Annotated in this window: 14 protein-coding genes; 13 read left to right on the top strand and 1 reads right to left on the bottom strand. The window is 35.0% G+C overall.

Features of this window, described 5'->3' with window-relative positions:
* Position 1 precedes the first annotated feature (1 nt).
* The 8 genes from OOK87_RS05960 to OOK87_RS05925 all read left to right on the top strand — a co-directional run bounded on the left by OOK87_RS05960 (position 2) and on the right by OOK87_RS05925 (position 6,394).
* Entirely contained in the window at positions 2 to 559 is a 558-nt protein-coding gene (locus tag OOK87_RS05960) for a hypothetical protein (RefSeq protein ID WP_264330657.1), read from the top strand.
* Between the two features lie 15 nt (positions 560 to 574).
* Positions 575 to 1,732, top strand: coding sequence for a phage tail sheath subtilisin-like domain-containing protein (locus OOK87_RS05955; protein ID WP_264687701.1), 1,158 nt, complete (start codon positions 575 to 577; stop codon positions 1,730 to 1,732).
* A 14-nt stretch (positions 1,733 to 1,746) separates the two neighbouring features.
* Positions 1,747 to 2,247 (top strand): phage major tail tube protein, encoded by a 501-nt coding sequence (locus OOK87_RS05950; RefSeq protein WP_264687702.1) that lies wholly within the window; start codon positions 1,747 to 1,749, stop codon positions 2,245 to 2,247.
* 16 nt (positions 2,248 to 2,263) lie between these two features.
* Positions 2,264 to 2,515: a phage tail assembly protein gene (locus OOK87_RS05945; RefSeq protein ID WP_264687703.1), complete on the top strand. Its 252-nt coding sequence runs from the start codon at positions 2,264 to 2,266 to the stop codon at positions 2,513 to 2,515.
* A gap of 112 nt (positions 2,516 to 2,627) precedes the next feature.
* On the top strand, positions 2,628 to 4,799 hold the full coding sequence (locus OOK87_RS05940; protein ID WP_264687704.1) for a phage tail tape measure protein: 2,172 nt from the start codon (positions 2,628 to 2,630) through the stop codon (positions 4,797 to 4,799).
* Between the two features lie 3 nt (positions 4,800 to 4,802).
* Positions 4,803 to 5,228: a phage tail protein gene (locus OOK87_RS05935; RefSeq protein ID WP_264687705.1), complete on the top strand. Its 426-nt coding sequence runs from the start codon at positions 4,803 to 4,805 to the stop codon at positions 5,226 to 5,228.
* A complete protein-coding gene (locus tag OOK87_RS05930) occupies positions 5,206 to 5,412 on the top strand; it encodes a tail protein X (protein ID WP_264376336.1) in 207 nt (68 codons plus the stop codon). The genes OOK87_RS05935 and OOK87_RS05930 overlap by 23 nt, the downstream gene beginning before the upstream one ends.
* A 1-nt stretch (position 5,413) precedes the next feature.
* Complete coding sequence (locus tag OOK87_RS05925; protein ID WP_264376303.1) at positions 5,414 to 6,394, top strand: phage late control D family protein; 981 nt, start codon at positions 5,414 to 5,416, stop codon at positions 6,392 to 6,394.
* On the opposite strand, the gene OOK87_RS05920 is transcribed toward OOK87_RS05925, so the two are convergent.
* Positions 6,360 to 6,896: an ankyrin repeat domain-containing protein gene (locus tag OOK87_RS05920; RefSeq protein ID WP_007549904.1), complete on the bottom strand. Its 537-nt coding sequence runs from the start codon at positions 6,894 to 6,896 to the stop codon at positions 6,360 to 6,362. The genes OOK87_RS05925 and OOK87_RS05920 overlap by 35 nt on opposite strands.
* Positions 6,897 to 7,020: 124 nt before the next feature.
* Here OOK87_RS05920 and OOK87_RS05915 point away from each other — a divergent pair, with 124 nt between their 5' ends.
* The 5 genes from OOK87_RS05915 (at position 7,021) to OOK87_RS05895 (ending at position 24,731) form a co-directional block, all read left to right on the top strand.
* Positions 7,021 to 7,239, top strand: coding sequence for a hypothetical protein (locus OOK87_RS05915; RefSeq protein ID WP_264687707.1), 219 nt, complete (start codon positions 7,021 to 7,023; stop codon positions 7,237 to 7,239).
* Positions 7,240 to 7,243: 4 nt separating this feature from the next.
* Positions 7,244 to 8,149 (top strand): patatin-like phospholipase family protein, encoded by a 906-nt coding sequence (locus OOK87_RS05910; RefSeq protein WP_264688500.1) that lies wholly within the window; start codon positions 7,244 to 7,246, stop codon positions 8,147 to 8,149.
* Positions 8,150 to 8,298: 149 nt separating this feature from the next.
* On the top strand, positions 8,299 to 15,612 hold the full coding sequence (locus OOK87_RS05905; RefSeq protein ID WP_264688344.1) for a SpvB/TcaC N-terminal domain-containing protein: 7,314 nt from the start codon (positions 8,299 to 8,301) through the stop codon (positions 15,610 to 15,612).
* Between the two features lie 55 nt (positions 15,613 to 15,667).
* Positions 15,668 to 16,033, top strand: coding sequence for a hypothetical protein (locus OOK87_RS05900; RefSeq protein ID WP_264688343.1), 366 nt, complete (start codon positions 15,668 to 15,670; stop codon positions 16,031 to 16,033).
* Positions 16,034 to 16,037: 4 nt separating this feature from the next.
* Positions 16,038 to 24,731, top strand: coding sequence for a Tc toxin subunit A-related protein (locus OOK87_RS05895; protein WP_264688342.1), 8,694 nt, complete (start codon positions 16,038 to 16,040; stop codon positions 24,729 to 24,731).
* Positions 24,732 to 24,736: the final 5 nt, after the last annotated feature.

Raw genomic sequence — 24,736 nt, 5'->3', positions numbered from 1 at the left:
AATGTCTATCTACATTAGATTTGAAAATGATAAACAAGTAGAAACAACAACACTTGAAAGCAAGCCAACTGAAAATGATTGGTATGAAGCACCAGAAGATTTTGATTGGCAAAAAAGCTATTGTTTAACAGAAGGAGGCAAAATTGCTCAGCGGAATCAAGAAGATATTGAATTGGAGTTACTACAAAATGCGAAGTTTTCTGCACTTTCTAATCTTCATGCTTATTATGATAACTATACTCACCAATACGCAGGATATTCTCATCAGAAGTCTAAGTCGTACGAAATACAAGCAAAAGCCGCAGAGAACATTTTAGCAGCACCAGAATCTATAGACAAAAAAGATGCAGAAATTATAGAGCCATTAGCAAAAGTCCGAGGAATTTCAGTAGTAGAAATGGCAAGAATAATTCAGGAAAAAGCAAAAAGAGCGAAAAAAGCAATAATCAAGTGCGAAGAATTGGTGGATATAGCTGAAAGGGAAATCGGTGAAGCTAAAAGTAAGGAAGAGCTGCAAACTTTGCTAGATGATTGTAAACAAAAAATGCAAGAAAGTTGAAAAGGGGAAAAAGAAATGACAGAACAGTTTCTACATGGAGTAAATGTTATCGAGGTTACCTCAGGAGCAAAGACAGTACGTACAGCTAAATCATCAGTGATAGGTGTAATTGGTACTGCCCCTGAAGCTGATGAGCAAAAATTTCCACTCAATAGTCCAGTATTAATAGCAGGAAGCTTAAAGGAAGCAGCAAAGCTTGGGAAAAGTGGAACACTACCTTCTGCAATAAACGGGATATTTTCCCAAATTGGTGCAACAGTAGTAGTTATTCGAGTTGAAGAAAGTGAAGCTATTCAAAATATAATTGGTGGAGTTGATGAAGAGACTGGAAAATATCAGGGAATTCAAGCATTCCTCAGCAGTGAAAGCATAATACATGTTGCCCCAAGAATACTAATTGCACCTCAGTTTACTCATCAATTGCCTGAATCTGAAAATCCTAAAAACCCAGTAGTAGCAGCTTTGATAGGAGTAGCAGAAAAGCTAAGGGCAATAATAGTTGCAGATGGACCAAATACCAATGATGAAGAAGCCATAAAATGGAGAAAAAGTGTAGGTAGCTCAAGAGTTTACGTTGTTGACCCATGGGTTAAGGTGTTTATTGAAGGAAAAGAAGAAATTTTGCCGTCTAGCCCATTTGTAGCTGGTTTAATAGCGAAAGTAGATAGCGAACAAGGATTCTGGCACTCGCCTTCAAATAAAGAGATAAATGGTATTGTTGGAACAAGCAGGCCTATTGATTTTACACTTGGCGATAGAAGCTCTCGAGCAAATTATTTAAATGAAAATGAAGTAACGACGATAATTCATCAAAATGGCTATAGGCTTTGGGGAAATAGAACATGTTCAAACGATTCGAAATGGACATTTTTATCAGTAAAAAGAACAGCTGATTTAATTAATGATAGTCTTCTGCGTGCACACCTTTGGGCAGTTGATCGCAATATCACCAAAACTTACATAGATGATGTGATCGAGGGGGTGAATTCTTATTTGGCCAATTTAAAAGCCCAAGGAGCTATTATCAGCGGAAAATGTTATGCAACACCCGAACTCAATACACCAACAAATATTGCGAGCGGAAAAGTGTATTTTGACTTTGAGTTCACGCCACCATATCCAGCTGAACAGATTACTTTCAGGTCACACCTTGTGAGTGGCGCAATATTGTAAAAGGAGAAAGAGAGATGTTACCAAAGATCCTAAAGAATTTTAACGTATTTGTTGATGGTCGTGGCTATGCAGGAAAAATAGATGAAGTAACCTTGCCAAAACTTACCATAAAAACAGAAGAATACAGAGCTGGTGGTATGGATATTCCAATAAATATTGATATGGGCATGGAAAAGCTTGAAGCAGATTTCACTTTTTCTGAATATGACTCTGAGCTCTTTAGACTTTTCGGATTGATAAACAATAATGCTGTTTCTCTTACTTTAAGAGGAGGTTTGCAGGGAGGTAGTGATGCCGAATCAGTAGTAATTAACTTAAGAGGGCTCTTTAAGGAACTTGATTTTGGTAACTGGAAGGCTGCTGAAAAAGCAACACTAAAATGCACTGTAGCTGCCAACTATTATAAGCTTACCATTGATGGCAGAGAATTGATTGAAATTGACGCTGAGAATATGATTCGCAAGATCGATGGTGTTGATCAAATGACTTCTATGCGCACAGCTTTAGGAATTTAACTAAAAGGGTAAAACAATGCAAAAAATTAAATTAACTGAACCAATAAAAATCGATGGAATTTTAGTTTCAGAGATAACTCTACGTCGCCCAAAAGTTCGAGATCGTTTAGCTGTTGAACGTATGGGTAATAGCGATGCAGAGAAAGAAGTAGCACTGATTGCAAATCTTGCAAGTATTTCAAGAGAAGCAGTAGAAGAACTTGATTTGGCAGACTACAGTAAGATTCAAGAAGTGTTACAAGGTTTTTTGTCTCAGCAGAAGAGTTGAGGCTGAGCATATTGTCACTTAGCTCAATGGTTGGTGGTGGAATCAATCAGTGGCTTGATATGGATATTGAAGAATTTATTACTTGGTTTGAAAGTAGCGGAAAATTATACAAATGAAGGCAATTTCTATAGTAATTGGAGCAACACTGCAAAGCAGTTTTAATAGTACGATAGCAGGTAGCACGAAGCAACTTTTCCGTATTGGTAGTACGATAAAACAACTTGAATCATCAAGTAAATCAGTATCCAAGTTTAAAGAGCTTAGCCACGATGCTCTGCTTGCTCGGCGCTCTTGGAATGAGCTAGAAATAAAGACAAAATCTCTGGCTAAACAGATAAAAAACACAGAAGCACCAAGTAAGAGCCTGCAAAATGAATTTACAAAATCTAAAGCTGCGGCACTGAAAGCTAAAACAGCTTATTTACAAAAAAGAAGTGCTCTCCACCATTTACGCACGGAGTTCAGTAAAAGTGGTAGAGATATAAAATCTCTTATTGGAGAACAAGCTAAACTTGGCTCTTCTATTGAAAAGCTTAAAAATAACTATACGGCTTTAAATTCCGTAATGCAAAAACGTAAAGGAGTTTTAGCGCAAAGAGCAAATTTTAGAGCTCAAATGATGGATGCTGTAGCACTTGGCCTCACACTTGCTGCACCACTTAAGGCTGCAATTAGTTTTGAGAGTGCCATGGCTGATGTAAAGAAAGTTGTAAAGTTTGAAGATACAGATGTAAATGGCTTAACAAAACTTGGGGAAACATTAAAGGAAATGTCGCGTACAATTCCGCTATCTGCAGCAGAACTTGCGCAAATTACTGCAAGTGGTGGTCAACTTGGTATTAAAGCCAAAGATCTTACGACTTTTACAGACACTGTGGCCAAAATGGCAACTGCATTTGATATGTCAGCAGAAGAGGCAGGAGATGCTATTGCTAAACTTTCTAATATTTATCAAATTGAAATTGGTGAAATGAAAGGTATTGGTGATGCAATAAACCATATCTCTGATAACACTGCAGCAAAAGCTAAAGACATTGTTCCTGCATTAAACAGAATCGGTGGTACAGCAAGGCAATTTGGCTTAACTGCAGTAGAAGCGGGAGCTTTAGCAAGTAGCTTTATTAGTCTTGGCAAGGCCCCTGAAAAAGCAGGTACGGCAATTAATGCAATGCTCAGCAAGCTGCAAACTGCAAGCAAACAAGGTGGCAATTTTCAAAAAGCTTTTCAAATGCTAAAAATAAATGCTAATGAATTTGAAAAAGCAATTGGTAAGAATGCACAAGGTACATTAGTTAAGTTTTTAGAAACGATTGCAAAACTAGGTAAACAAGAACGTTCTAGCGTTCTCTTTGATCTCTTTGGCCTTGAATATCAAGATGATATAGCACTACTTATTGGTAGTCTTGATGAATACAAAAAATCTTTACGATTAATAAACGGAGAATATAAGGGCTCAATGCAAAGGGAGTTTGAAAATAGAGCAAATACTACAGCAAATAATCTTCAGCTACTTAAGAATTCAATAGCAGAAGTAGGAATGAATCTTGGTTCTGTACTATTACCACCTTTAAATTTTACTGTTAATCTTCTAAAGTCAGCAACTACACAAGTAGCACTTTGTGCCAAGGAATATCCAGTACTGACTACAGTGGTCATAAGTACAATTGCAACATTGATTAGCATAAAAATAACAGCTATATCTCTTGGATATGCTTGGACTTTCGTAAAAGGTTCTTTATTCGCTCTTTTATCTACTTGGAGAGTGTTTGCATCTGTTATTACTTTGGTAAAAATAGGTCTTTCTGCAGTTTTTCCAGCGGTAATTGCTGGATTTAAAGCACTGACAATTGCTCTAATGAGTAACCCTATTGGGCTAATTATCGGAGGTCTTGTTATTGCTGCAACTTTGATAATTACCAAATGGCAAGTGGTAAAGAATTTTTTTGTTACTATCTGGGAATCAGTGAAAATTGTATGGAAATCTTTTTCTGATTGGGTAGGAAAGTTTTGGAATAATATTACTCAGCCTTTTAAAACAATCAATAATCTGTGGAGCAAAAAAAATGAGGCTAGACTAGAAGTTAGGTCTGTAAATAATGTTATAAGCGATTCTCTTAAACACCCAATTGCAGAGCATAATAAGACTATAGAGAATAAAACACACAATAATCACTTTAATATTAATATTCACCCAAGCTCTGGACAAGACGTACGTAGTATTGCTGATGAAGTAATGGAGCGAATTAGAGAACAATTTAGTGGTGCGCTTTACGATATAAATTAAATTATGCTATCTCTTGGTCCATATAGATTTTCATTAACTGAGCGAGGCTTTACACGGAGGAGTGAATATCGCTGGCCTGCACTTGAGCGTATTGGAGAAAAGCCATTGCTTCAAAGTATTGGTCCTGGAGAGGATGTTATTGAGCTTGCGGGAGTAATCTATTCGCATTTTTCGGGAGGATTGAAGCAAATAAATAATATGAGAAATTCATCGAAGCCTTTTTTACTCATTGATGGCCAAGGTAACATTTTAGGCCATTTTGTTATCGTAAAAATAGAAGAAACGCAGAAATATTTTTTTCCAAATGGTGAACCAAAAAAGACTGAGTTTCACTTAAGTTTGAAGCACTATGATAACGCGTTGTCAGACGGATCACTAAATAATCTCGTTGATGATATACAACTTGATGATGATGTGTTACAAAACTAAGGAAAATGATATGTTAGATTTAATCTGCTGGAACTACTATGGATTCAGCTCAGGAGCAGTTGAGATTGTGTTAAGAGCTAATCCTGGACTTGCAGAGTATGAACTTCTTCCTGCAGGCTTAATTATTAAATTGCCTGTCATTCAAAGAACGATACAAAAGCAAGTAATAAAACTATGGGATTAAAATGACACCAGACTTTAGTATTTCAGTAGAAGGCATTTCCATCACTGAGTTGATAAAAAGTCGGTTAGTATCAATGCATATTACTGATGAAGCTGGAGTAATAAGTGATACTGCTGTAATTCATCTTGATGACCGTGATTCATTATTTGAGATTCCTAGAACTGGAGCAAAGCTGAATATTTTGCTTGGATATAAGGAAACTGGCATTATGCCGATGGGAGATTACATAGTAAATGAAATTACGATACAAGGTCCACCACAAGCACTAAAGATTAAAAGTCATGCAGCGGATCTAAAAGAGTCATTAAAGGAACAAGTGTTTAATGAGTGGCATCAAATTACTTTGAATGATTTGGTGAAAAAAATCGCAAGCAAACATGGCTATCAAGCTAAAGTTGCTGCAGAGTTTGTAAATATCATGATATCACATATTGATCAAACTGCAGAGAGCGATATGCATTTTTTAACCAGGCTTGCTCAAATTTATGGAGCAATAGCAAAACCTGCAGGAGGATATTTACTGTTTGTTTCAAAAGGAAAAGCAAAATCAGTTACCGGAAAAACTTTAAGCACTATTACTTTAACACCTAGAGATATTACAAATTGGAAAGTAAAATTTAATGAGCGTAATCAATATGGCTCGGTTATTGCTTACTGGTATGATTATGAAAAAGCAGAGACAATAACGGAAAAAGTAGGTGATCAAGAACCAAGCTATATTTTGCGAGATATTTATGCAAGTAGTGATTTGGCACAAAGTGCAGCATCTGCGAAGTTGAATCAGCTGATGAGTAATGCAGCAACACTCAATGTCACAATGCCAGGAAATCCTGAATTATTTGCTGAAGCAAAGATTAATCTTTCTGGATTTCGCAAAGGAGTTTATGGTAAATGGATAATAAATAGGGCTGAGCATGTAATTGATAACCTTGGCTATCGTACTATTGTTACGGGAATAATTGATAGTTGGAAAGTAAATTGATAATTTCTTCATAGATATCTTCTTTATTATTGTTTAATTCCTCTACAGCAAGATCTAAAGGAGTTTTTTTATCTTTGTTTTTAGCAGAAGGATTTGCTCCATTTTTCAGTAGAAATTTAGCAATTTCCAGATGTCCTTTTCGTGCAGCATAGTGCAGAGCCGTCCAGCTAAAAGCATCAGTAGTATTTACATCAATGCCTTCTTCAATTAGAAATTTTACAACTTCTAAACAGCCTCCACTTGTAGCATAGTGTAATGATGTTGCACCAAAATGATGAGTAGCATTGATATCTACTACATTTTTTATTAAGGATCTTACAGTATCTAAATTACATTTTTCAGCTGCAGTAGATAATGTTTCCAGATCATTGCCACTTGCCTTACTTTTTATTGGCACATCTTTTGATAATTGGTCTGTACTAAAGTGCTGATACAGAACAATAACGCATATTATTGGTATTATTGAACTTGTTAACAATTTCCAAAAAAGGCTAGATTTCATGTTGATTATATTATTTACATCGCTTGTTTAGTGCAACTAATTAACTTTATTTTAGAAAAGATTTTTTGGACGTATTTTTGATGAATCTTGTATATGTATATATACAACTTTTCCTTTAAAAAAGATGACAAACACAGGAAAGATCCCTGTAGCAGTAATTGCTACTATGGTGATACAAACAATAGCATTTATCTGGTGGCTGGCCAAACTCGATTTAAGAGTGCATATGCATGATAAATTTATAGAGCAAAATCAAAGGACTACAGAAATCATCTATCGCCTTGAAGAAAGGGTCAAAAACCTTGCTGAGGAAGTTAATGAACTTGAGCAGAGACAAAAATAAAAAAGTGGCAAAGTATATTTTATCTGTTGATGGAGGTGGAATCAGAGGAATAATTCCTGCCATTATTCTAGCAGAAATTGAATCTAGAACAAAAAAGCCAATTTCCCAGATTTTTGACTTAATGGCAGGAACCTCAACCGGTGGAATTATTGTTGCTGGACTTTGTAAAAGCAATAAACCTCAATACTCTGCCAATGATTTAGTTGAACTTTACCAAGAGTATGGAGCTTATATCTTTCAATCATCATTTTGGAGAAAATCAATTGCTTCTTGGCTGAGTGGTTCTCAGTACTCGTATAGAAATATGGAATTTATTCTCAACAAATACTTTGGTGAAAGTACTATGGCCGATGTTGCAAGTAATCTACTACTCACCAGTTATGATATTCACAATAGTTGTGAATTTTTCTTCAAAAGTTGGAAAGAAAAAAACATTAAGTTGAAAGATGCACTCAGAGCTACAACAGCTGCTCCAACGTACTTCACACCAAAACGTCTGAAAATTAGCCAAACAGAGAGAGTGTTGATAGATGGCGGAGTGTTTGCCAATAATCCAGCGGCTTGTGCATATGCAAGTGGTAAAAGGTTATTTCCAAATGATGAGATTATACTGCTATCAATAGGTACTGGTGGAACAAATAGAAGTATAAAGTATGCTAACTCAAGGAGATTTGGCAAAATAGGGTGGATCAAGCCACTACTGAATGTGATGTTTGCTTCTGGATTGGATTGCGTTGATTATCAACTAGAACAAGTAATAGATGATAAATACATAAGAATACAATCGCAATTGAAAGTTGCATCAGCTGAGATGGATGATATAACACCTCAAAATATTAAATGTTTGCAGCAAGAAGCAAAGGCAATGATAGAAGGTCATCAAAGAGTAATTGATGTGCTATCAAAATAATATAAGTTTATGAAAAAACTTTTTTCTTACGAGAGAGTCACAAAATTCAAAGCTTTTTTGAAAAAGATAGAATTTTAAAAAATAATTTGGACGTTTTTTCTACCAATCTTGTATATATATAACATAAAAGCGCGTTTTCACGCAATCAAATGGAACCTAACAAAGATACTACACAGAAGTCCACTATTGAAGCTAAAAAGCTTGAATTACCAAAAGGTGGAGGAGCTATAAAAGGAATCAGTGAAGCTTTTGAGGCTAACTCATTCACTGGTACTGGGTCTTTCTCAATACCAATTGCGCTGCCAACTTGTCGTAATTTCTCACCAACTTTAAGTGTTGATTACAGCTCTGGAAGTGGTAACGGAGTATTTGGTATAGGGTTTAATGTTTCAATAGCAAGTATTATCAGAAAAACATCCAAGAAAGTTCCAATTTATGATGATGAAGATATTTTTGTCCTAAGTGGAGCAGATGACTTGGTTGCGATTAATCAAACAAGTAATAGCAAATATGCTATTACTTATTATCAGCCACGTGTTGAAGGATTATTTGCTAAAATAGAGCGTTTAATAAGTAAAAGTGATAGCACTATTCATTGGCAAGTTACTAGTAAAGATGGCAGCATTGCTATTTATGGTAAGAATGAACAAGCACAAATCTATGATCCAAAGAGTAATAGCCGCATAGCAGAATGGTTACTTGAGGAATTAAGCGATGTATATGGTAATAAAATATTTTATCATTATCGCTCAAGTACAGAAAAACAAGGTAGTGGCAGAGTAATTGATCGGATTACTTATGGCCATAATGAAGAATTAAAGTACAACCATTTTGAAGTTCTGTTTGATTATGGTAAAAACGATTTTACCAGCCCGATAGATAAAAAGTACAGTAAGCAAAGAGAAGCTATTCTCCGTCAAGATCCGTTTACCTCACACACTACAGGATTTGCAGTTAGAACTGAACTCTTATGTCGAGCGATAAGGATTTATCATCGATTTGACGAGCTGGGTAAAGAGCCAAAGCTAGTAAATGGAACGTACTTTGATTACGACGAGAGACCAACGATTACATACTTAAGAGCTGTAAAACAAGTTGGCTATTATGAAAGAGGAGAAAAAAGATTTAGCAAATCAACACCAACTTTAGTTTTTTCTCATACCAGTGATGATCCTACCTACGTTTCAACAGTTTCGTCTGTCGGACTTAAAGATAGCAACAAACCGTCTAAAGAGCTTCTACAGATTCTAAAAGAACAAGAATATATACTTAAAAAAGATAGTGCAGAGATTGTAGCAGAAAATTCAGCTTGGAGAATAAAAGACAGTGAAAAAGACCTTCTAATCAAAGAAAAAGGAAATTTTTTAGACCTTCACAATAGAAATAATAAAAATTCTTTTAAACCGGTAAAAATAGAAGGAATAAACAAAAATTTTCCTGGGTATTTAAATGATCGAAGATTTCAATCGGTAGATCTATATCAAGAAGGTATTGAAGGAATATTATATAACGATGGCAACACAATCCTTTATTTCAGACCAAATGGTGATGGAGAGTTTGCTCAAGCTAAACTACTGGAGCGTTTTCCATCGCTGCTTCGTAAAACTACTTATTCACTGACGAGCTTAGAAGGTAACGGTGAGTTACAGCTTTATGTGAATGAAAGTGGTTTTCAGGGTTACCATGATTTTGATGGTAATAGTAAATGGAGTGAATTTAAGCCTCTTGAATCGCAAGTAGTCAATCTAAGTAGTGAAATTCAAGAGATGATAGACGTCACCGGAGATGGAAGAACTGATGTTGTAGTATTTGAAGGAGAAAGCGTCAGAGTATATCCATCTGCTGGTAAAAAAGGATACAAAAAAGCTATTTACAGTAAAGCGCCAAAAGATCTACCAAATCAACGTGCCAGTTCAGAGAGTACTTTAGTACGCTTTGCTGACATGTTTGGTGATGGTAAAAGCCATCTAGTTAAAATAGAAAACGGTAAAGTAGAATGTTGGCCAAATCTTGGCTATGGTAAATTCGGCGAAAAAGTTACATTTAAGAATGCTCCATATTTTAGAAATGGATTAAATACAAAAAGACTTTACTTTGCTGATATTGATGGCTCTGGTACTACAGATTTAGTTTATGCTAACCACAACAGCTTAGATATCTACTATAACAACAGTGGTAATTCATTTAGTAGACCAGTGAATTTAAAGCTACCAGTTGATTATAATCATATTGGTCGAATTGAGTTTGCTGACATTCTAGGGAATGGAACTAACTGTTTGCTTATTAGTTACCTTGATCAAAGTTTAAAGTTACAGCATTTATATTATGATTTTTACAATGGAGTAAAACCGCACTTACTGAAGCAAATAGATAATAACATGGGTAATCTTACTCGTCTTCATTATGCAGCTTCTACTAAGTTTTACTTGCAAGATAGAAAAGAAAATCGTCCGTGGGTAACAAGTCTGCCGTTTCCAGTACAAGTAGTTGAAAAAATAGAAACCATAGACAATATAGTAGGAAGTAAACTTACCAATAAGTATCGTTATCATCATGGATTTTATGATTACACTGAAAAAGAATTTCGCGGATTTGGTTTTGTAGAAACTTGGGATACTGAAGATTTTGCTACAATTGATCAAAAAGAACATTATGTAGCACCGATTTACACCAAAACCTGGTATCACACTGGAGCTTATAAGAAAGCAGGAGATTTAGTTGAGGGCTACAGAAAAGAATTTTACCAAGGAGATACTGAAGCTCTAAAGATAACGCCACAAATATTTGATGAAAATATCACCTCAATAGAGGATAAAAGACAGGCTTACCGCGCCATTCAAGGGCAAATGCTAAGACAAGAAGTGTATGGTTTAGATGGGGATGAAAATCCTGATCTTTATCAGCATCCATATTCGGTAACAGAGTCCAGTGCTTGTGTAAAATTGCTTAGTACAAACAGCTCTCATAAAGTATTCAAATACGGAATTTTCTTTGTGAATTTACAAGAAACTATCAATTACCATTATGAAAGAAATTGTTGTGATCCACGTATTCAGCACGACTTTGTTTTAGAAGTTGATGAGTATGGTAATGTCATTAAATCAGCAAGTATTACTTACCCTCGTAGAATAGAGCCAAATAATTATTCAGAGCAGCAAAAATTACATGCCACTTTAGAACGTAATTTTTACGTTAATAATACTAAAGAATTTTACTTACTTGGAGCTCTCTATAAATCACAAGCTTTTGAGATTGGTGGCCTAAGAGTTGCAGTTAGTGGTTATACTAATATTAATGACTTAAGGACTCACGTAACACAGTCCTTGCAAAATACGATAAAATTTGAAGAGAACTTAAATTATACGAGTCCACAAGTAAGGCTCTTAAGTGAAAGTCACAATTACTATTGGAATGAAGAACAAAATTCTACTTTACCGCTTGGCTCGGTAACGCAGCAAGCGCTTCTTCACCACACCGAAGCTATGGCATTTTCAGATAGCCAAGTAAAAGAAGTATTTGCCGGAAAAATCACCTCTGATCAAATGCTTGAGGATCTTGGCTACAAAAAAACTTCTGACTTTTGGTTGGTGCCAAGTCCTACTCAGTACTATTGTGGTAGTGATAAATACTATTTACCTGAAAAAGTAATTGATGTTTTCGGTGGTGAAACTGCAGTTGTTTATGATCAGTATAATTTACTGCCAATAAAAACGATAGTAAAAGCAACTGAAAGCTCAAATTATGAAACTACTGTAGAATATGATTATCAACGTTTAACGGCAGTAAAACTAACTGATCACAATGATAATGTTTCAGAAGTTATATTAAATCCACTTGGGGTGGTAGTTGCCACATCTCTTTATGGCAGTGAAAAAGGGGAAAAGAAAGGTGATAAACCACTACTCGAATATCAAGTCAGAAAAAATCCAAATTTTGAAGATGTTTTAGGCTTGGCAGATAGAGCAAATGGTCCTGAGTACTACTTACAGAATGCAACCAGCTTCTTTTATTATGACTTAGATGCTTGGAGAAAAAATGGCCAACCTGTGCATGTGATTAATTTGCAGAGAGAAACTCATGTTTCAGAAGGAAGTTTTACAAGAATAAGGCAAATTGTAACTCACATTGATGGCTTTGGTAGAAACCTCGAGACTAGAATGCTAACTGATTCTGAGAGTGAAAAGTGGCTAGCATCAGGGAGAGTTGTATATAACAATAAAGGCACGGAGGTGAAAAAGTATGAACCTTTTTATAGTAATTCACCTTTTTATGACCTCGAAGAGAGTGTGCGTAATCAAGGAGTATCTGACACTCTTTATTATGATCCTCTGCTAAGGAATGTTCGCATTGATACGGCAAAAGGGTTTTTCAGCAAAGTAGAATTTTATTCATGGAGTACTAAAAATTTTGATCTTAACGATACGGTAAAAGATTCAGAGTATTACAGAGAATTTACCGAAAAATGGAATACAGCAGAAAAGGCAGCTTTAAAGGATGAAAAAGATGCACTCAGCAAAGCAGAAAAACATTATAACACGCCAACAATAGAGCATCTAGACAGTTTAGGAAGAAAGTTTCTGCAGATAGAGACCTTAAGTAAGGATGGACAAAGCAATGTAGAGTTAAAATCTCATGTTAAACTTGATATTCAAGGAAATGAGCTAAAAAGTGTTGATGCAAGATTTTATGAGCAAAATCAGGGTAAGGAAGAAACTGAAAAAATAAAGAATTTTATCCACGTTTACTCGATGGCAGGGCTTTTAAAAAGCACCAGTATTGATGCCGGAGAAACTTGGAATTTAGCAAATGTTGCAGGAAGTGCAGTATATAATTGGGATGGCAAAGGATCACTTACTTATACAGAATATGATAAATTGCAACGGCCAGTAAGAGTAAAAGTTACTGATAAGGATCTAGATTTAAATAGCAATATCGTTGAAAGATTCTTTTATTCTGAAGACATTCAAGATAAAGCTACCAATCGCTATGGAACGCTGATTGCTCATTATGACCAAGCAGGACTTACAAGAGTCGAAGAAAATGATTTTAAAGGTCAGACATTAAAAAGTAGTTTTCTTTTAAGAAAAAACTATAAGCAAGAAGCAGATTGGAAAAGCGTTGAAAGTATTGTTACAGTGCATGCAGATCTTGAGCTGGAAGTGTTTAATTTCGTCGCTAAGTATAATGCCTTAGGTGAAATAATTGAAAAAACAGATTCGCAAAATAATGCTCATATTCCAATTTATGATATAGCTGGAAGAGTAAAACAAATTAACCTTAAGAAGCAAGGAGAAAACATAAAAACCTATGTTTCTGATATCAGTTACAATCCTAAAGGTCAACGTACATCTATTACCTATGGCAATGGTGTTGTTACCAGCTATAGCTATGACCCTAAAACTTTTCGGCTCACTAAGCTAGAAAGTCAAAAGGAACAAAAGAAATTACAAAATATCAACTATACGTATGATCCAATAGGAAGCATTACTACAATGGATGATGAGTCTTATAAGACAATCTTTCCAAAAAACAAAAGTATAGATACTAAGTCCGATTATCATTATGATTCGCTTTATCGACTAATTGAGGCAACAGGAAAGGAACATCCGGCGCTAAGTGGAAAGGAAGAAATTATTACACCGATTCCGCATTTAAATAACCAAAATGCGATTAGCAATTACACGGAATATTATGACTTTGATTATGGAAGTAACATTACAAAAATTAGGCATAATGGAAAAAATAGTTCCACTAAAGAATTTTACATATCAGGTAATTCCAATAGAAGTTTGCCGATAATAGATAGTAGACCTGTGAGTGAAAATGATATAGATAAAAATTATGATGAAAGAGGTAATTTACTAAAGCTGAGTGGCTCACAAGATCTGCATTGGAATTACCGAGATAACATCGCCTATGTTGATATTATAACTAGACCAAGTGGAAAAAATGATAGTGAATATTATGTTTATGATAGTGGTGGACAAAGAGTTAGAAAAGTTACTGAAACATATCAGAATAATGAAACAAACTCTACTCGAGTGGAAAAAATTTACTTTGGCGATATTGAGGTTACGAGAACTTATCAAGAGAGTGGTTTAATTAAAGAAAAATACACTCTTCATGTTGCAGATGATAAGAGTAGAGTAGCACTGCATCATTATTGGACTAAAGGCACTTCAAATGAAATCAGAGAAAGTCAAGACCGTTATCAGCTGAGTAATCATTTAGATTCAGTGGCCTTGGAACTAAACGATAATGCTGAAATCATAACCTATGAGGAATATTTACCGTTTGGTGGTACAGCTCTAATTGCAGGGAAAAATGCACGAGAAGTCACAGAGAAAGAATATAGATATTCAGGAAAAGAAAGAGACGATAGCACAGGTCTTTATTACTACGGAGCTCGTTACTATGCGCCATGGCTTCTGAGGTGGGTCAATCCTGATCCGGCTGGGACTGTTGATGGGCCGAATCTTTATCAGTTTGTGAAGGGAAACCCTATTAATAGTGTTGATATTAAGGGAATGCAGGGATTTGAAAGGGTGAGGAATTTTTATGGTGATGACAGACCTAATAACGATGGAATAGAAGTTAGTAGTGGTGGTGATGAAGGTTATGTAAGTGATAATAATGAAAGAAATAATAGAAATACGCGAACAACCGAAGATTTGCGAAGATATGAATTGTTACCTGGGGGGATGCGGGCAAATGCAATCGTCTATAATGTAGACGAAAATAGCAATGTAATAAGTATAGCAGGAGCTGGATCTTATCGAAATGCTTATTATCGTATTAATGATAATGGTACATTATATAGAAGGTCTGATGGCACGTCATCTATATATAGAGTACCAGCTTCTGAAACACAAAATATAACAAACATTAGACGGGATAAATATTTCAATGGTGCTAAAGTTGCACATTACGATGCAGAAGCAGTAGCTATGCAGGATTTCAGAGAAATGGAAGTTTTTAATTATGACGAAAAGCAAGTTCTACTACTGAATGTTGGCTCTACTCCTTGTAATACATGCTCAGGTTTTCCACCAGTTGTATCGGATACTAGAAATGATAGGTATCAAAATAACCTGAACAGAGTTGCAAATGATTACCCACAAATGAGCTTTGCTTTAAATGCTAATAATGTTTATTACAGCAGAAGAGAAAGTGCGTATCAATTTGAGGGACTTGCTCAGTTTATTAATCAGAATGAAAATAGGATTGTAAACCCTGTAAATGATAATAATAACAACCTTACATCATTTCGATTTGATAATCCTTTGGGCTTTCTGGATCGAATGGAAGCAAGAGCAAGACCAGGAGACACTCGTACAATTGATGGCATCGCTCAATTTAGGAGAAATTTCAATCCAACTCAACGAGGTCGTGCAGCCAATGATAACCAGCAAAGAACCCGCACTAGAGCAAGGCAATCTAATAGGAATGGCACAAGAGGGTAAAGCCTAAGAATCGAGAAATCAGTGAGAATTATCAAGAAATTTATAGGAGAAAACTATGATTCATGAAAATATAGCAGAAGATGTCCAGCTTCGCCTAGAGAAGATGGGAATAAACGTTGAAAAAGCTGAAAAATTACTCAGTTTTAAAAATGAAAATGATGAGTATTTATATGACTCAGCATTTAAAATTACAGATTTATGTGAGGATATCTTTATTGAAAAAGTAAAAGACACAATCACAGAGCAAGAAGCGAAGGATATTTATCAAAAAGCTTTAAATAGGAGAGAATTCGTCTCTCGGTATATAGAAAACGCCAGAGAAATGACCGAACCACATTATCGAGCACTACGAGTTTGTAATATCGATCACGATACGGCAGCGGAGTGCGACGCAATTATACATAGTTTACAAGGAGAATAATAATATGACAACAGATAGCAACATAGTTGAAACTATATTTAAGACCAAAGAAGGTTATGACGAATGTGACCATTGCCAGTCGGTCTTAAGTCCAGCAGCTTACTTTGTTAAGCTGGTTGAGACTGTTGAAAAGTATATTCCAGGGCATAAGCTTAAAGAACGTCGTCCTGACTTATTTAAGCTTCCACTAGATTGCAACAGTACAAATAAGACAAAATTATATCTAGAAATTGCTAATGAAATAATGGAGAAGAACCTAGATAAGAAACTAGGTGGCAATGCTCTACAGAAGTTAGCAACAGCTAAATATCCTCTTAACTTGCCTGCTAATTTTCCTTTAGTTAGCATACGCGCTTACCTTGAAAAGCAAGGAATAACCTTAGCTGACCTGTATAAGGTACTAAAGCCAGAAGCTAATAACTTTGCAGAATCTTTAGGCCTTTCTCCAGAAGAATATGATCTTATCACTTCTACAAGTTCTGAAGTTTATGGAGCAAGTGTAGATGAGCTAAAAAATATTGAAAAGTTCATTGCTCATGCCAATATAGATTTGAATAAATTAAAGCAGTTAATTGAATGTTATAACAAGGTTAAAAATCCTACTGGTAAGGTGAGTGTTAATTCTGAGAATATAAATAACCTGGATAATCAGGCATTAGGCTTTTTACACCGCTTTATTCGCCTTGCAAATAAACTTAATTGGTCATTTGCTGAACTGTGTAATGTATTACTTGCAATTGATAAGAATGAAATTGGTGCAAATTCTTTAAAGGAAATAAGTAGAATCAAAAGTTTGCAGGCAAAGTTGAAAAAGCCTGTTAGCGAGATATGTAAATTATATACTAATGCTTCTATATCAATAGAAAAAAGTAAAAATGAAGAAGACGCAAATAATGCAGCAGAGTCTCTATTCTTTTTACAAGGAGTGAAAGAATCAGACTTAAAGAAAATTTATGGTATAGAGGAACCTTCTGAACCATTTAAAGAAGAAAATTTTGATGAATTCATTGTAAGAACTGGAGCAAAACGTCAGAAAGTGGAATGGCTGCTCAGTCAATCTATTACTCATGTCAAAAAAACTAAGAAGCAAGAAAAAATTAGTGTTAAAGAGCAAAAGTTTCTACACAACTTTACTCAGCTTGCTGGGCAACTAAAATTGTTGTTTGGTAAGTTAAACACTCTAATTGCAGAGTTACCAAGTGAATTTAAGCTTAAGGATTTAGTTACAAACACAAATAATAGTACTATACTAAAGAAAATTTGGAATATTAGTGATAACGAACTCACTTCTTTAGTTAACTATAACGATAAAATTTCTAACAAGATTGGAAGATCATTAATCTCGGAAGTACATAAGCAAATTCTGCTAGCAAGGTTGATGAATATATCAACAGTAGAAATAGTACAAATTTTACTGCAGCTAAACATCACTGATCTAAATCTAGATAATATAAAGCGTATTTTTGAATTAAATGATTGGCTAAATAACAACTCTATTACCATTGAGCAGTTAAACACATTGATCAACTCTTCTGCATTTTCTCACCAGCATGTAAAGGAGATAAATGAGATAGAGGAAGAAATAGAAAAGAATCAAGAATTAGAAATCAGAAAAAGGCTAGACTCGTTAGTGAGTCACGCTGAGCTTACTGGCGAGTGGAAAATACAAATAGAAAAAATACTGGAAGAATCAGAAATCAAAAAATTAAAAAACAGAGAGAAATTAGATGCGTTGATGAATAATTCTACACTTTCTGTGGATTGTAAAACGAAAATAAAAGGTATATTGGAAGAATTAAAAAGCAAAGAAAAATTAGATTCGCTAATTAATGACTCTACGCTTTCTGAGGAATATAAAATAAAAGAAATAATAGAAGAAACGGGGAACAAAAAATTAACAAGCAAGGAAAGGTTGGATGCATTAATGAATGGTTCTATACTTTCTGAAAAATGCAAAACAAGAATAAGTGAGGTAATAGAAGAACGAGAGAATCTTCATAATGAAGTATGTAAACATTTCAATGTAAGCTCTGACGTATTAGCCGCAGCTCATCAATTTACAGAAAAGCAGCCAACAAATTTGCAGTTATTAAGACTTGAGTCTCCAAATAAAAATATTGTTCATGATGTAGGTATAATTGGCAACAAGGCTGTTTTTCTTGGAAAAAGTGAAGTACAAAGCAAAAATTCTGTAGAGTCTTCAATGCGTGAGCCACGAAAAAACGTAGCAGTAGCAACAGTTGGCACGAAGACTATTTTCTTTGGTGGTAAGAAAAGTGAAAATGAATACTCACGAAAAATAGACATCTATGATGAAGGAACCAAAAGCTGGGTAACTGAGGCAGCCAGCGAAGCACGTGATAGTGCTGCAGTTGCTGTTGTTAGCAACAAAGCTATTTTCCTTGGTGGAAATAAAGATAATAGAAGATGTTCATCACAAATAGACGTCTATGATAATGGCGTGTGGAAAAAACATACAGCGAATGGAGCTCGCTCAAATGCTTCGGTTGCTGTAGTTGGTGAAAAAGCTATTTTCTTTGGTGGTAGAATTAATGATACAAGATCTAGTGCAATAGATATCTATGATAATGGAGAATGGGTAAATCACACAGATAAAGCCAGTGAAGCACGATCAAATGTGTCAGTAGCTATAGTTGATACGAAAGTTATTTTCTTTGGTGGCAGTAAAGGTGATAACCAGTGTTCTTCAAAGGTAGATATCTATGATAGTAAAACTGAAAAATGGACAACGCATACAGTTAGTGAAGCACGTGAAAATTCATCAGTAGCTGTGGTTGATGGCAAAGCTATTTTCTTTGGTGGTAAAGCAGGTCAAACGAGGTCTAAAAAAATAGATATTTATGATGCTAAAACTGAGAAATGGCTAGTAGTTGATTACACAGCAAGTGAAGCGCGTGATACAGTATCGATTGCAATTGTTGGTAAACAAGCTGTTTTCTTTGGTGGATGTAAGGGTAATCAGCAATACTCTAAATATATAGATATTTATGATAGCACTACTAATAGCTGGAAAGCAACAGATGAAGTTAACAAATCACATGAGAATGTTGCAGTAACTGTGATTGGCACAAAAGCTATATTTTTCACAGGAAAGAAGGATAATAGAGTAACTGGTCAAGTATATGTGTATGACTCTGATAGTTATTCTGCCAATGATTCTATAGCTAAAAGCTGGATGAAACGTGCAACAAAAGAAAATGAAACGCGTGACGGTTTGTTTGCAGAAATTATAAATAGTACAAAATTCTCTGGAAAAATAGATATTTATGATAATACAGCAAAAGCTTGGAAAGCTATTGATGTTTACAAACCTGATGAGTGTACTTCAATAAGTGTTCGCAATAATAAAGCGATCTTAACTTGCAAAGATTCATCTGGAAGAACATATGAAGAAACGTACTCAATAGACTTGTCTATAACTTACGATGCAACGATTGAAGAACTTCTAAATAATGTTGCAGTCTTTACAGTACTGAAGCTTAGTGCAGAGGATATAAAAAGCATTACAAGTCATTCAGCCATTTATGGCCTAAAAGCAACATGGACAGAGAAGCAGATTAAAACCCTTTCAAATCATAAAGCATTGCAGGATGCTTTTTCTGGTAATGAACTTACTCTATCACAATACACAGAATGGCTACGTGACAGTTATGATGAAAGCAAAGTCACAGAAAAAATAACGCAGCTTACTAATTGGGATAAAAAGTTACTTAGTCAAATCAAAGAAATTGATGCTTTTAAAAAATGTTTCAGTAAAGAAAATCATCCTATAGACTCTTTGCTAAAAATTAAGTCTCTTGTAGATATGGCAGAACAAACAGGTATTGATGGTCAAATTTTACTAGAACTAAAAGACTTACATAATTTGCCATCATCTACTGGATGGGATCAGTACAATAGCACTGAAAAGGAACTACGGAAATCACTAAGTTATGTAGAAGGAGTGAAAGAGCATCTAGAAAATCAAAAGCGCAATATTCTGGCAGGTTACATGTTACACACATACCCTGGAATCAAGAACAAGAATATGCGCAACCTATACGCATTCCTATTAATCGATGTTGAAATGAGCGATTGCTCAAAAATTTCTCCGCTCAAAGCAGGGCTAAATAGTCTTCAGCTTTATATTCACCGTTGCATATTGGGTCTCGAAGAAGGAGTAACAGTTAATTCTAAATTAACCGAGGAAATGTGGGATTTGTTGGATAATTATAGAGAATGGGAAGCAACTAAAAAGGTTGCATTATACCCTGAAAATTACCTCAACCCTACGCTACGTAAATCTGCAACTGCAGAGTATAGGGAATTACAAAATACTTTAATGCAAGGCAATCTTGCAGACGAAGAAGCAGCTTATGCATATATTAAGTACTTTGAAGATTTTTCACAGCTTATTAATTTGCAGATAGTTGATACTTATTTTGCGAATAATATATTACACATTCTAGGTCGAACTCAAGCAGAACCTTATGCTTACTATTATCGTGTTGCTGATTTTGGAGGTGGTAAGGTGCAAAATTGGCTACCTTGGGAAAAAGTCAATACACAAGTATCGGCTAGTTTAGCAAGGGTAATTCATGCATTTGGTAAAGTATTTATTTTTTGGCTACAAAAGACTGAAAAGCAAAAGCAAATTGAGGATGTGTCAATTAATGACTCTACTTTGAATGTGAGTTATATTTTTAAAAGAGTAGATGGTAGCTGGTCCGCTCAGCAGAAATTGCCAAGTGAGGTTATTGTAAGTAGAGAGTTTGAGTCTCAGATAAGAAAAAATTTTGATTTAAGAGATCAGAATAAGAAATACCAAGAAATATGTGAAAATTGGCGAGCAAGGGATGAGAAGACAAAAGTAAATTATAGCAAAGATGGTGAATGGACTATAAATCAACCTGTAGAAGGAGCTATAGAATACTTTAAGAACAAGATTAAAAGTCTAAACAACTTTATACAAGGTGAAGCGCAAAAATCAAAGGATATAAGTAAGGAATTTAGAGGAAAGCTAGGAGCGCATTTTGATAAGCAGAAAAGGGAAATAATATTTGTATCATTGGAAGAAGGTTTTGAAAATAGCCGATTTGTATTGAAAAAGAATTTAAGTATAGAAAAAGTAGATTCAAATTTAAGTTTCAATAGTATCGAATCAGCAGATATAGAAAAAAGTATCGGGGAGATGTACGAAAAGCGATATAAGGAAAGCGTTGAGGATCAAGAAAAAGAAATAAAAGAAAGAATAGAAAGGGGTAGCCAAGAGGTAAAAAAATTAGAAAAAAATCTGAAAGGGCTAGAGAAAGAAAAGAATGACAAAGTACAGCAAAAAGAATCACTGCAAAGTGAGATAGATGCTATAGCAGATAGAAAAAGTAACGAAAACAATTTACAGAAAAACGCAGAAGATCTGAAGAAACGGTTAGATAATCTACAACAACAAGAGTCAATACAAGACGATTTAACAACAGTACCAATAGAAAAAGGAAAGTTACAGGCAGCAGTAAATAATTTGAAGCAAAGGCTAACAAAATCAAAGCAGATTGCAAAAAGTAAAAGAGAGGAAGTGAAGACACAATTAACAGATCTAGAGAAAGAAATAATGGAGCTGATTGATAAGATTAATAAATTAGCAAAGGAAAAAACCATAGAGATTTTAGAAAAAGAAAAGAATGAGTTGCAGAGAAAAGGTACCATAGATGGCCTTACAGATGCAATAAGCAAATTAGATAAGAAAATAACAGACAAGAAAAATGAAATAAAGGAAATTAATAATAAAATAGAATCCTTAAACAAAGAGAAAACAGAATATGAAATTAACGGTAAAAAGCATAAGGATTATAAAGCGCTAAACAAAGTAAAGCAAGATGAAGAGGTAGAATTAGCTAAAGCTTTAGTTAGTCGAAGGGATGCAGATAACAAACAAGACAGTTATAAAGATAAAACAGTTGTTGAATTTGTTAGTGAAGCTTACAGAGAAGCTTATACAAAAGGAACAGAGGTTATCTTAATGTCTGAGAAGCAACAAGCTCTCAACTTCTACGGATTTTATGGAATATATTTATGGGAAATATTCTTCCATATTCCAACACTGGTTGCATATCTTTTCAACCAGGAGCAGAAGTTTGCTGAGGCACGTAAGTGGTACCAATATATCTTTAACCCTCTCAAAAAAGATTGTAATGCTTGGCAATTTTCTCCTTTTAAAACTAAATGTCCTCCAGGCAATATTAATCACCAATGTGATAGCAGAGAATTAGTTGACTCACTTAATCCATATAAGGAAGCTGACAAAGAGGGAAAGGTTTCTTTTGAAAAATACATAATCATATCGTATGTAGATAATCTAATTGACTGGGGTGATATGCTATTCTCTCAAAACTCATGGGAGGGGATTAATCAAGCAACAATGCTTTATATCAGAGCTTGGGATCTTCTTGGAGAAAAGCCTAAAAAGAAAGGAAAATTTAAAATTAGATCTAGAAACGTGTGCGAAGTATTAACTGCTAACAGGGAAATGCTATGTAAAGCAGAAACAATAACCCCAGCCCAAAGTAGTGGGAATGGTCAATTTGCACTTAATCCTGTTTCATCTGATACAACTGAATATTGCAGCTATTTCTGTACTCCGGAAAATAAAGACTTTATTGGTTTATGGGATAGAATTGAGGATCGTCTTTATAAAATAAGACATTGCTTGGATATCAAAGGTAAACGTTTAGAGCTTCCTCTATTTCAACCACCAATTGACCCAAGGCAATTGGTAAGTGCAGCAGCAGGTGGAAGTACTATAAGGTTACCAAAGATAGCTCAAGTACCTCATTATCGCTTTAAGTACATGATCACTTATGCTAAATCAATTGCTGATACTGTTACTCAAATTGGTTCAGAGTTGCTCAGTATTTTAGAAAAGAAAGATGCTGAAGCACTTACCTTGCTTTACAACAAGCAAGAAGCTACAATGGCTAACCTAATGACAACTATTAAGGAAAAAGCCGTAGAAACATTAAAAGAAGAAGCTAAAGCCCTTAATGCAAGCTTAAGCAGTGCAAGAGATCGAAAATCTCATTATGAAAAATTGATTGAACAAGATTGGTCAGCTCTTGAAATTTCTTCTATGGCTACATCTGTAGCATCAACAATTACATTAGCTGCAGCAGGTATTGCTAGACAAGTTGCAGCTCCGCTACACGCTATTCCTACAATATTTGGCTTTTCTTGTGGAGGGTTTCAACCTGGTAGTTCAGCAGATTCAATAGCACGTGGGCTTGAAATATTCTCTAGTGTAACTGGTGCTCTCTCGCAGAATCTCAGTATCTCAGCAAGCTACGAAAGACGGGCACAAGATTGGGATCTGCAAAAAATCATGGCAACTCATGATGTTGAGCAAATTAGCCATCAAATAGAAGCTAATAGAATAAATCAAGCTAATGCTACACAAGACCTTAGAGCCCACAAGGAATCAATCAAGCAAATCAGAGAAAAAGAAGAGTTCTTTAGAAGTAAATTTACTAACCAAGAGTTATATAGCTGGATGAAGGGAGAACTTAAAAGCTTATATATTAAAACTTATAGACTTGCCCTTGAGGTCGCAAAGCAAGCTGAAAGGGCTTACCAATATGAAATTGATAATGACAAGACTTTTATTCAACCAGGACACTGGAATAGCTTAAAAGAAGGCCTACTTTCAGGGCAAAAGTTAAAGTTTGAACTTGAGCAACTTGATAAGGAGTACCATGATACTAATGAAAGAAGGTTAGAAATCACTAAAGTAATCTCACTTAAATCTCTTGATCCTATCGCACTTTATGAGCTTAAAACTAAGGGAAGCTGTAAATTCTCCTTCACGGAAAAATTATTTGACCTTGATTTCCCTGGTCACTATGCTCGTAAGATTAAAGATATAAAGATTACTATTCCAGCAGTAGTTGGTCCTTATGAAAATGTTCATGCAAGTTTGCAGCAAACAAGTAACCAAGTGGTGTTAAAAAGCGATGGTGCAATAAACGCAATTAAATACTTAGTGAACCCAAGTGAAGAAGAACAGCCTGAAACTGATCTTTTAAGGGTTAACTGGAAGCCAAATCAAGAAATTGCTATCTCAAAAGCTGATCAAGATAGTGGTCTATTTGAACTTAGTTTTGGTGATGAACGCTACTTACCATTTGAAGGTACAGGTGCAGTTTCTACTTGGGAATTAAGCCTTCCTCAAGCAACCAATAGGTTCGATATCAGTACTATTTCTGATGTGATAATTCATTTGGACTATACAGCTCTAAATGGAGGTGAGATTTTAAGTCGTCAAGTAAAAAATCTTGATCAAATAAAGTATTATCAAGGTACATTAGTTGTCAATCTAAGTGCGGTCTACCCAGAAGAATGGAACAAGTTTAAACAGGCAAACGGGCAATTCTCTGAGTTAAAGTTCAAGCTACTTCCTGAAATCTTTCCTATTCATGTAAAGGATCCAGGAATCGATTTAAATAACATCTGTATTATACCTGCAACACCAGATGTAGATAAAATAACTATAAAATTGGATAACTACAAATGTGAACGTAATTCTAAAAAGATTGTTAATCCTTCACTAACAATTGGCACTGACTGGAATATTCAAATCAACAATGCAGATATAAGTAAACTTGAGGAAATCATAATTATGGTTCCTTATAAAGCAACGATTAACTGGTAACTTCT

The organism is Wolbachia endosymbiont (group A) of Sympetrum striolatum, from assembly GCF_947250715.1.
In the GTDB taxonomy this organism is placed as follows: Bacteria; Pseudomonadota; Alphaproteobacteria; order Rickettsiales; family Anaplasmataceae; genus Wolbachia.
This window is presented reverse-complemented; position numbering and strand designations above follow the sequence as displayed.

What these genes read in the sequence shown, in the direction of transcription:
- OOK87_RS05960 (WP_264330657.1), top strand. Translation starts at nt 2, where the DNA reads ATGTCTATCTACATTAGATTTGAAAATGATAAACAAGTAGAAACAACA.
- OOK87_RS05955 (WP_264687701.1), top strand. Translation starts at nt 575, where the DNA reads ATGACAGAACAGTTTCTACATGGAGTAAATGTTATCGAGGTTACCTCA.
- OOK87_RS05950 (WP_264687702.1), top strand. Translation starts at nt 1,747, where the DNA reads ATGTTACCAAAGATCCTAAAGAATTTTAACGTATTTGTTGATGGTCGT.
- OOK87_RS05945 (WP_264687703.1), top strand. Translation starts at nt 2,264, where the DNA reads ATGCAAAAAATTAAATTAACTGAACCAATAAAAATCGATGGAATTTTA.
- OOK87_RS05940 (WP_264687704.1), top strand. Translation starts at nt 2,628, where the DNA reads ATGAAGGCAATTTCTATAGTAATTGGAGCAACACTGCAAAGCAGTTTT.
- OOK87_RS05935 (WP_264687705.1), top strand. Translation starts at nt 4,803, where the DNA reads ATGCTATCTCTTGGTCCATATAGATTTTCATTAACTGAGCGAGGCTTT.
- OOK87_RS05930 (WP_264376336.1), top strand. Translation starts at nt 5,206, where the DNA reads ATGATGATGTGTTACAAAACTAAGGAAAATGATATGTTAGATTTAATC.
- OOK87_RS05925 (WP_264376303.1), top strand. Translation starts at nt 5,414, where the DNA reads ATGACACCAGACTTTAGTATTTCAGTAGAAGGCATTTCCATCACTGAG.
- OOK87_RS05920 (WP_007549904.1), bottom strand. Translation starts at nt 6,896, where the DNA reads ATGAAATCTAGCCTTTTTTGGAAATTGTTAACAAGTTCAATAATACCA.
- OOK87_RS05915 (WP_264687707.1), top strand. Translation starts at nt 7,021, where the DNA reads ATGACAAACACAGGAAAGATCCCTGTAGCAGTAATTGCTACTATGGTG.
- OOK87_RS05905 (WP_264688344.1), top strand. Translation starts at nt 8,299, where the DNA reads ATGGAACCTAACAAAGATACTACACAGAAGTCCACTATTGAAGCTAAA.
- OOK87_RS05900 (WP_264688343.1), top strand. Translation starts at nt 15,668, where the DNA reads ATGATTCATGAAAATATAGCAGAAGATGTCCAGCTTCGCCTAGAGAAG.
- OOK87_RS05895 (WP_264688342.1), top strand. Translation starts at nt 16,038, where the DNA reads ATGACAACAGATAGCAACATAGTTGAAACTATATTTAAGACCAAAGAA.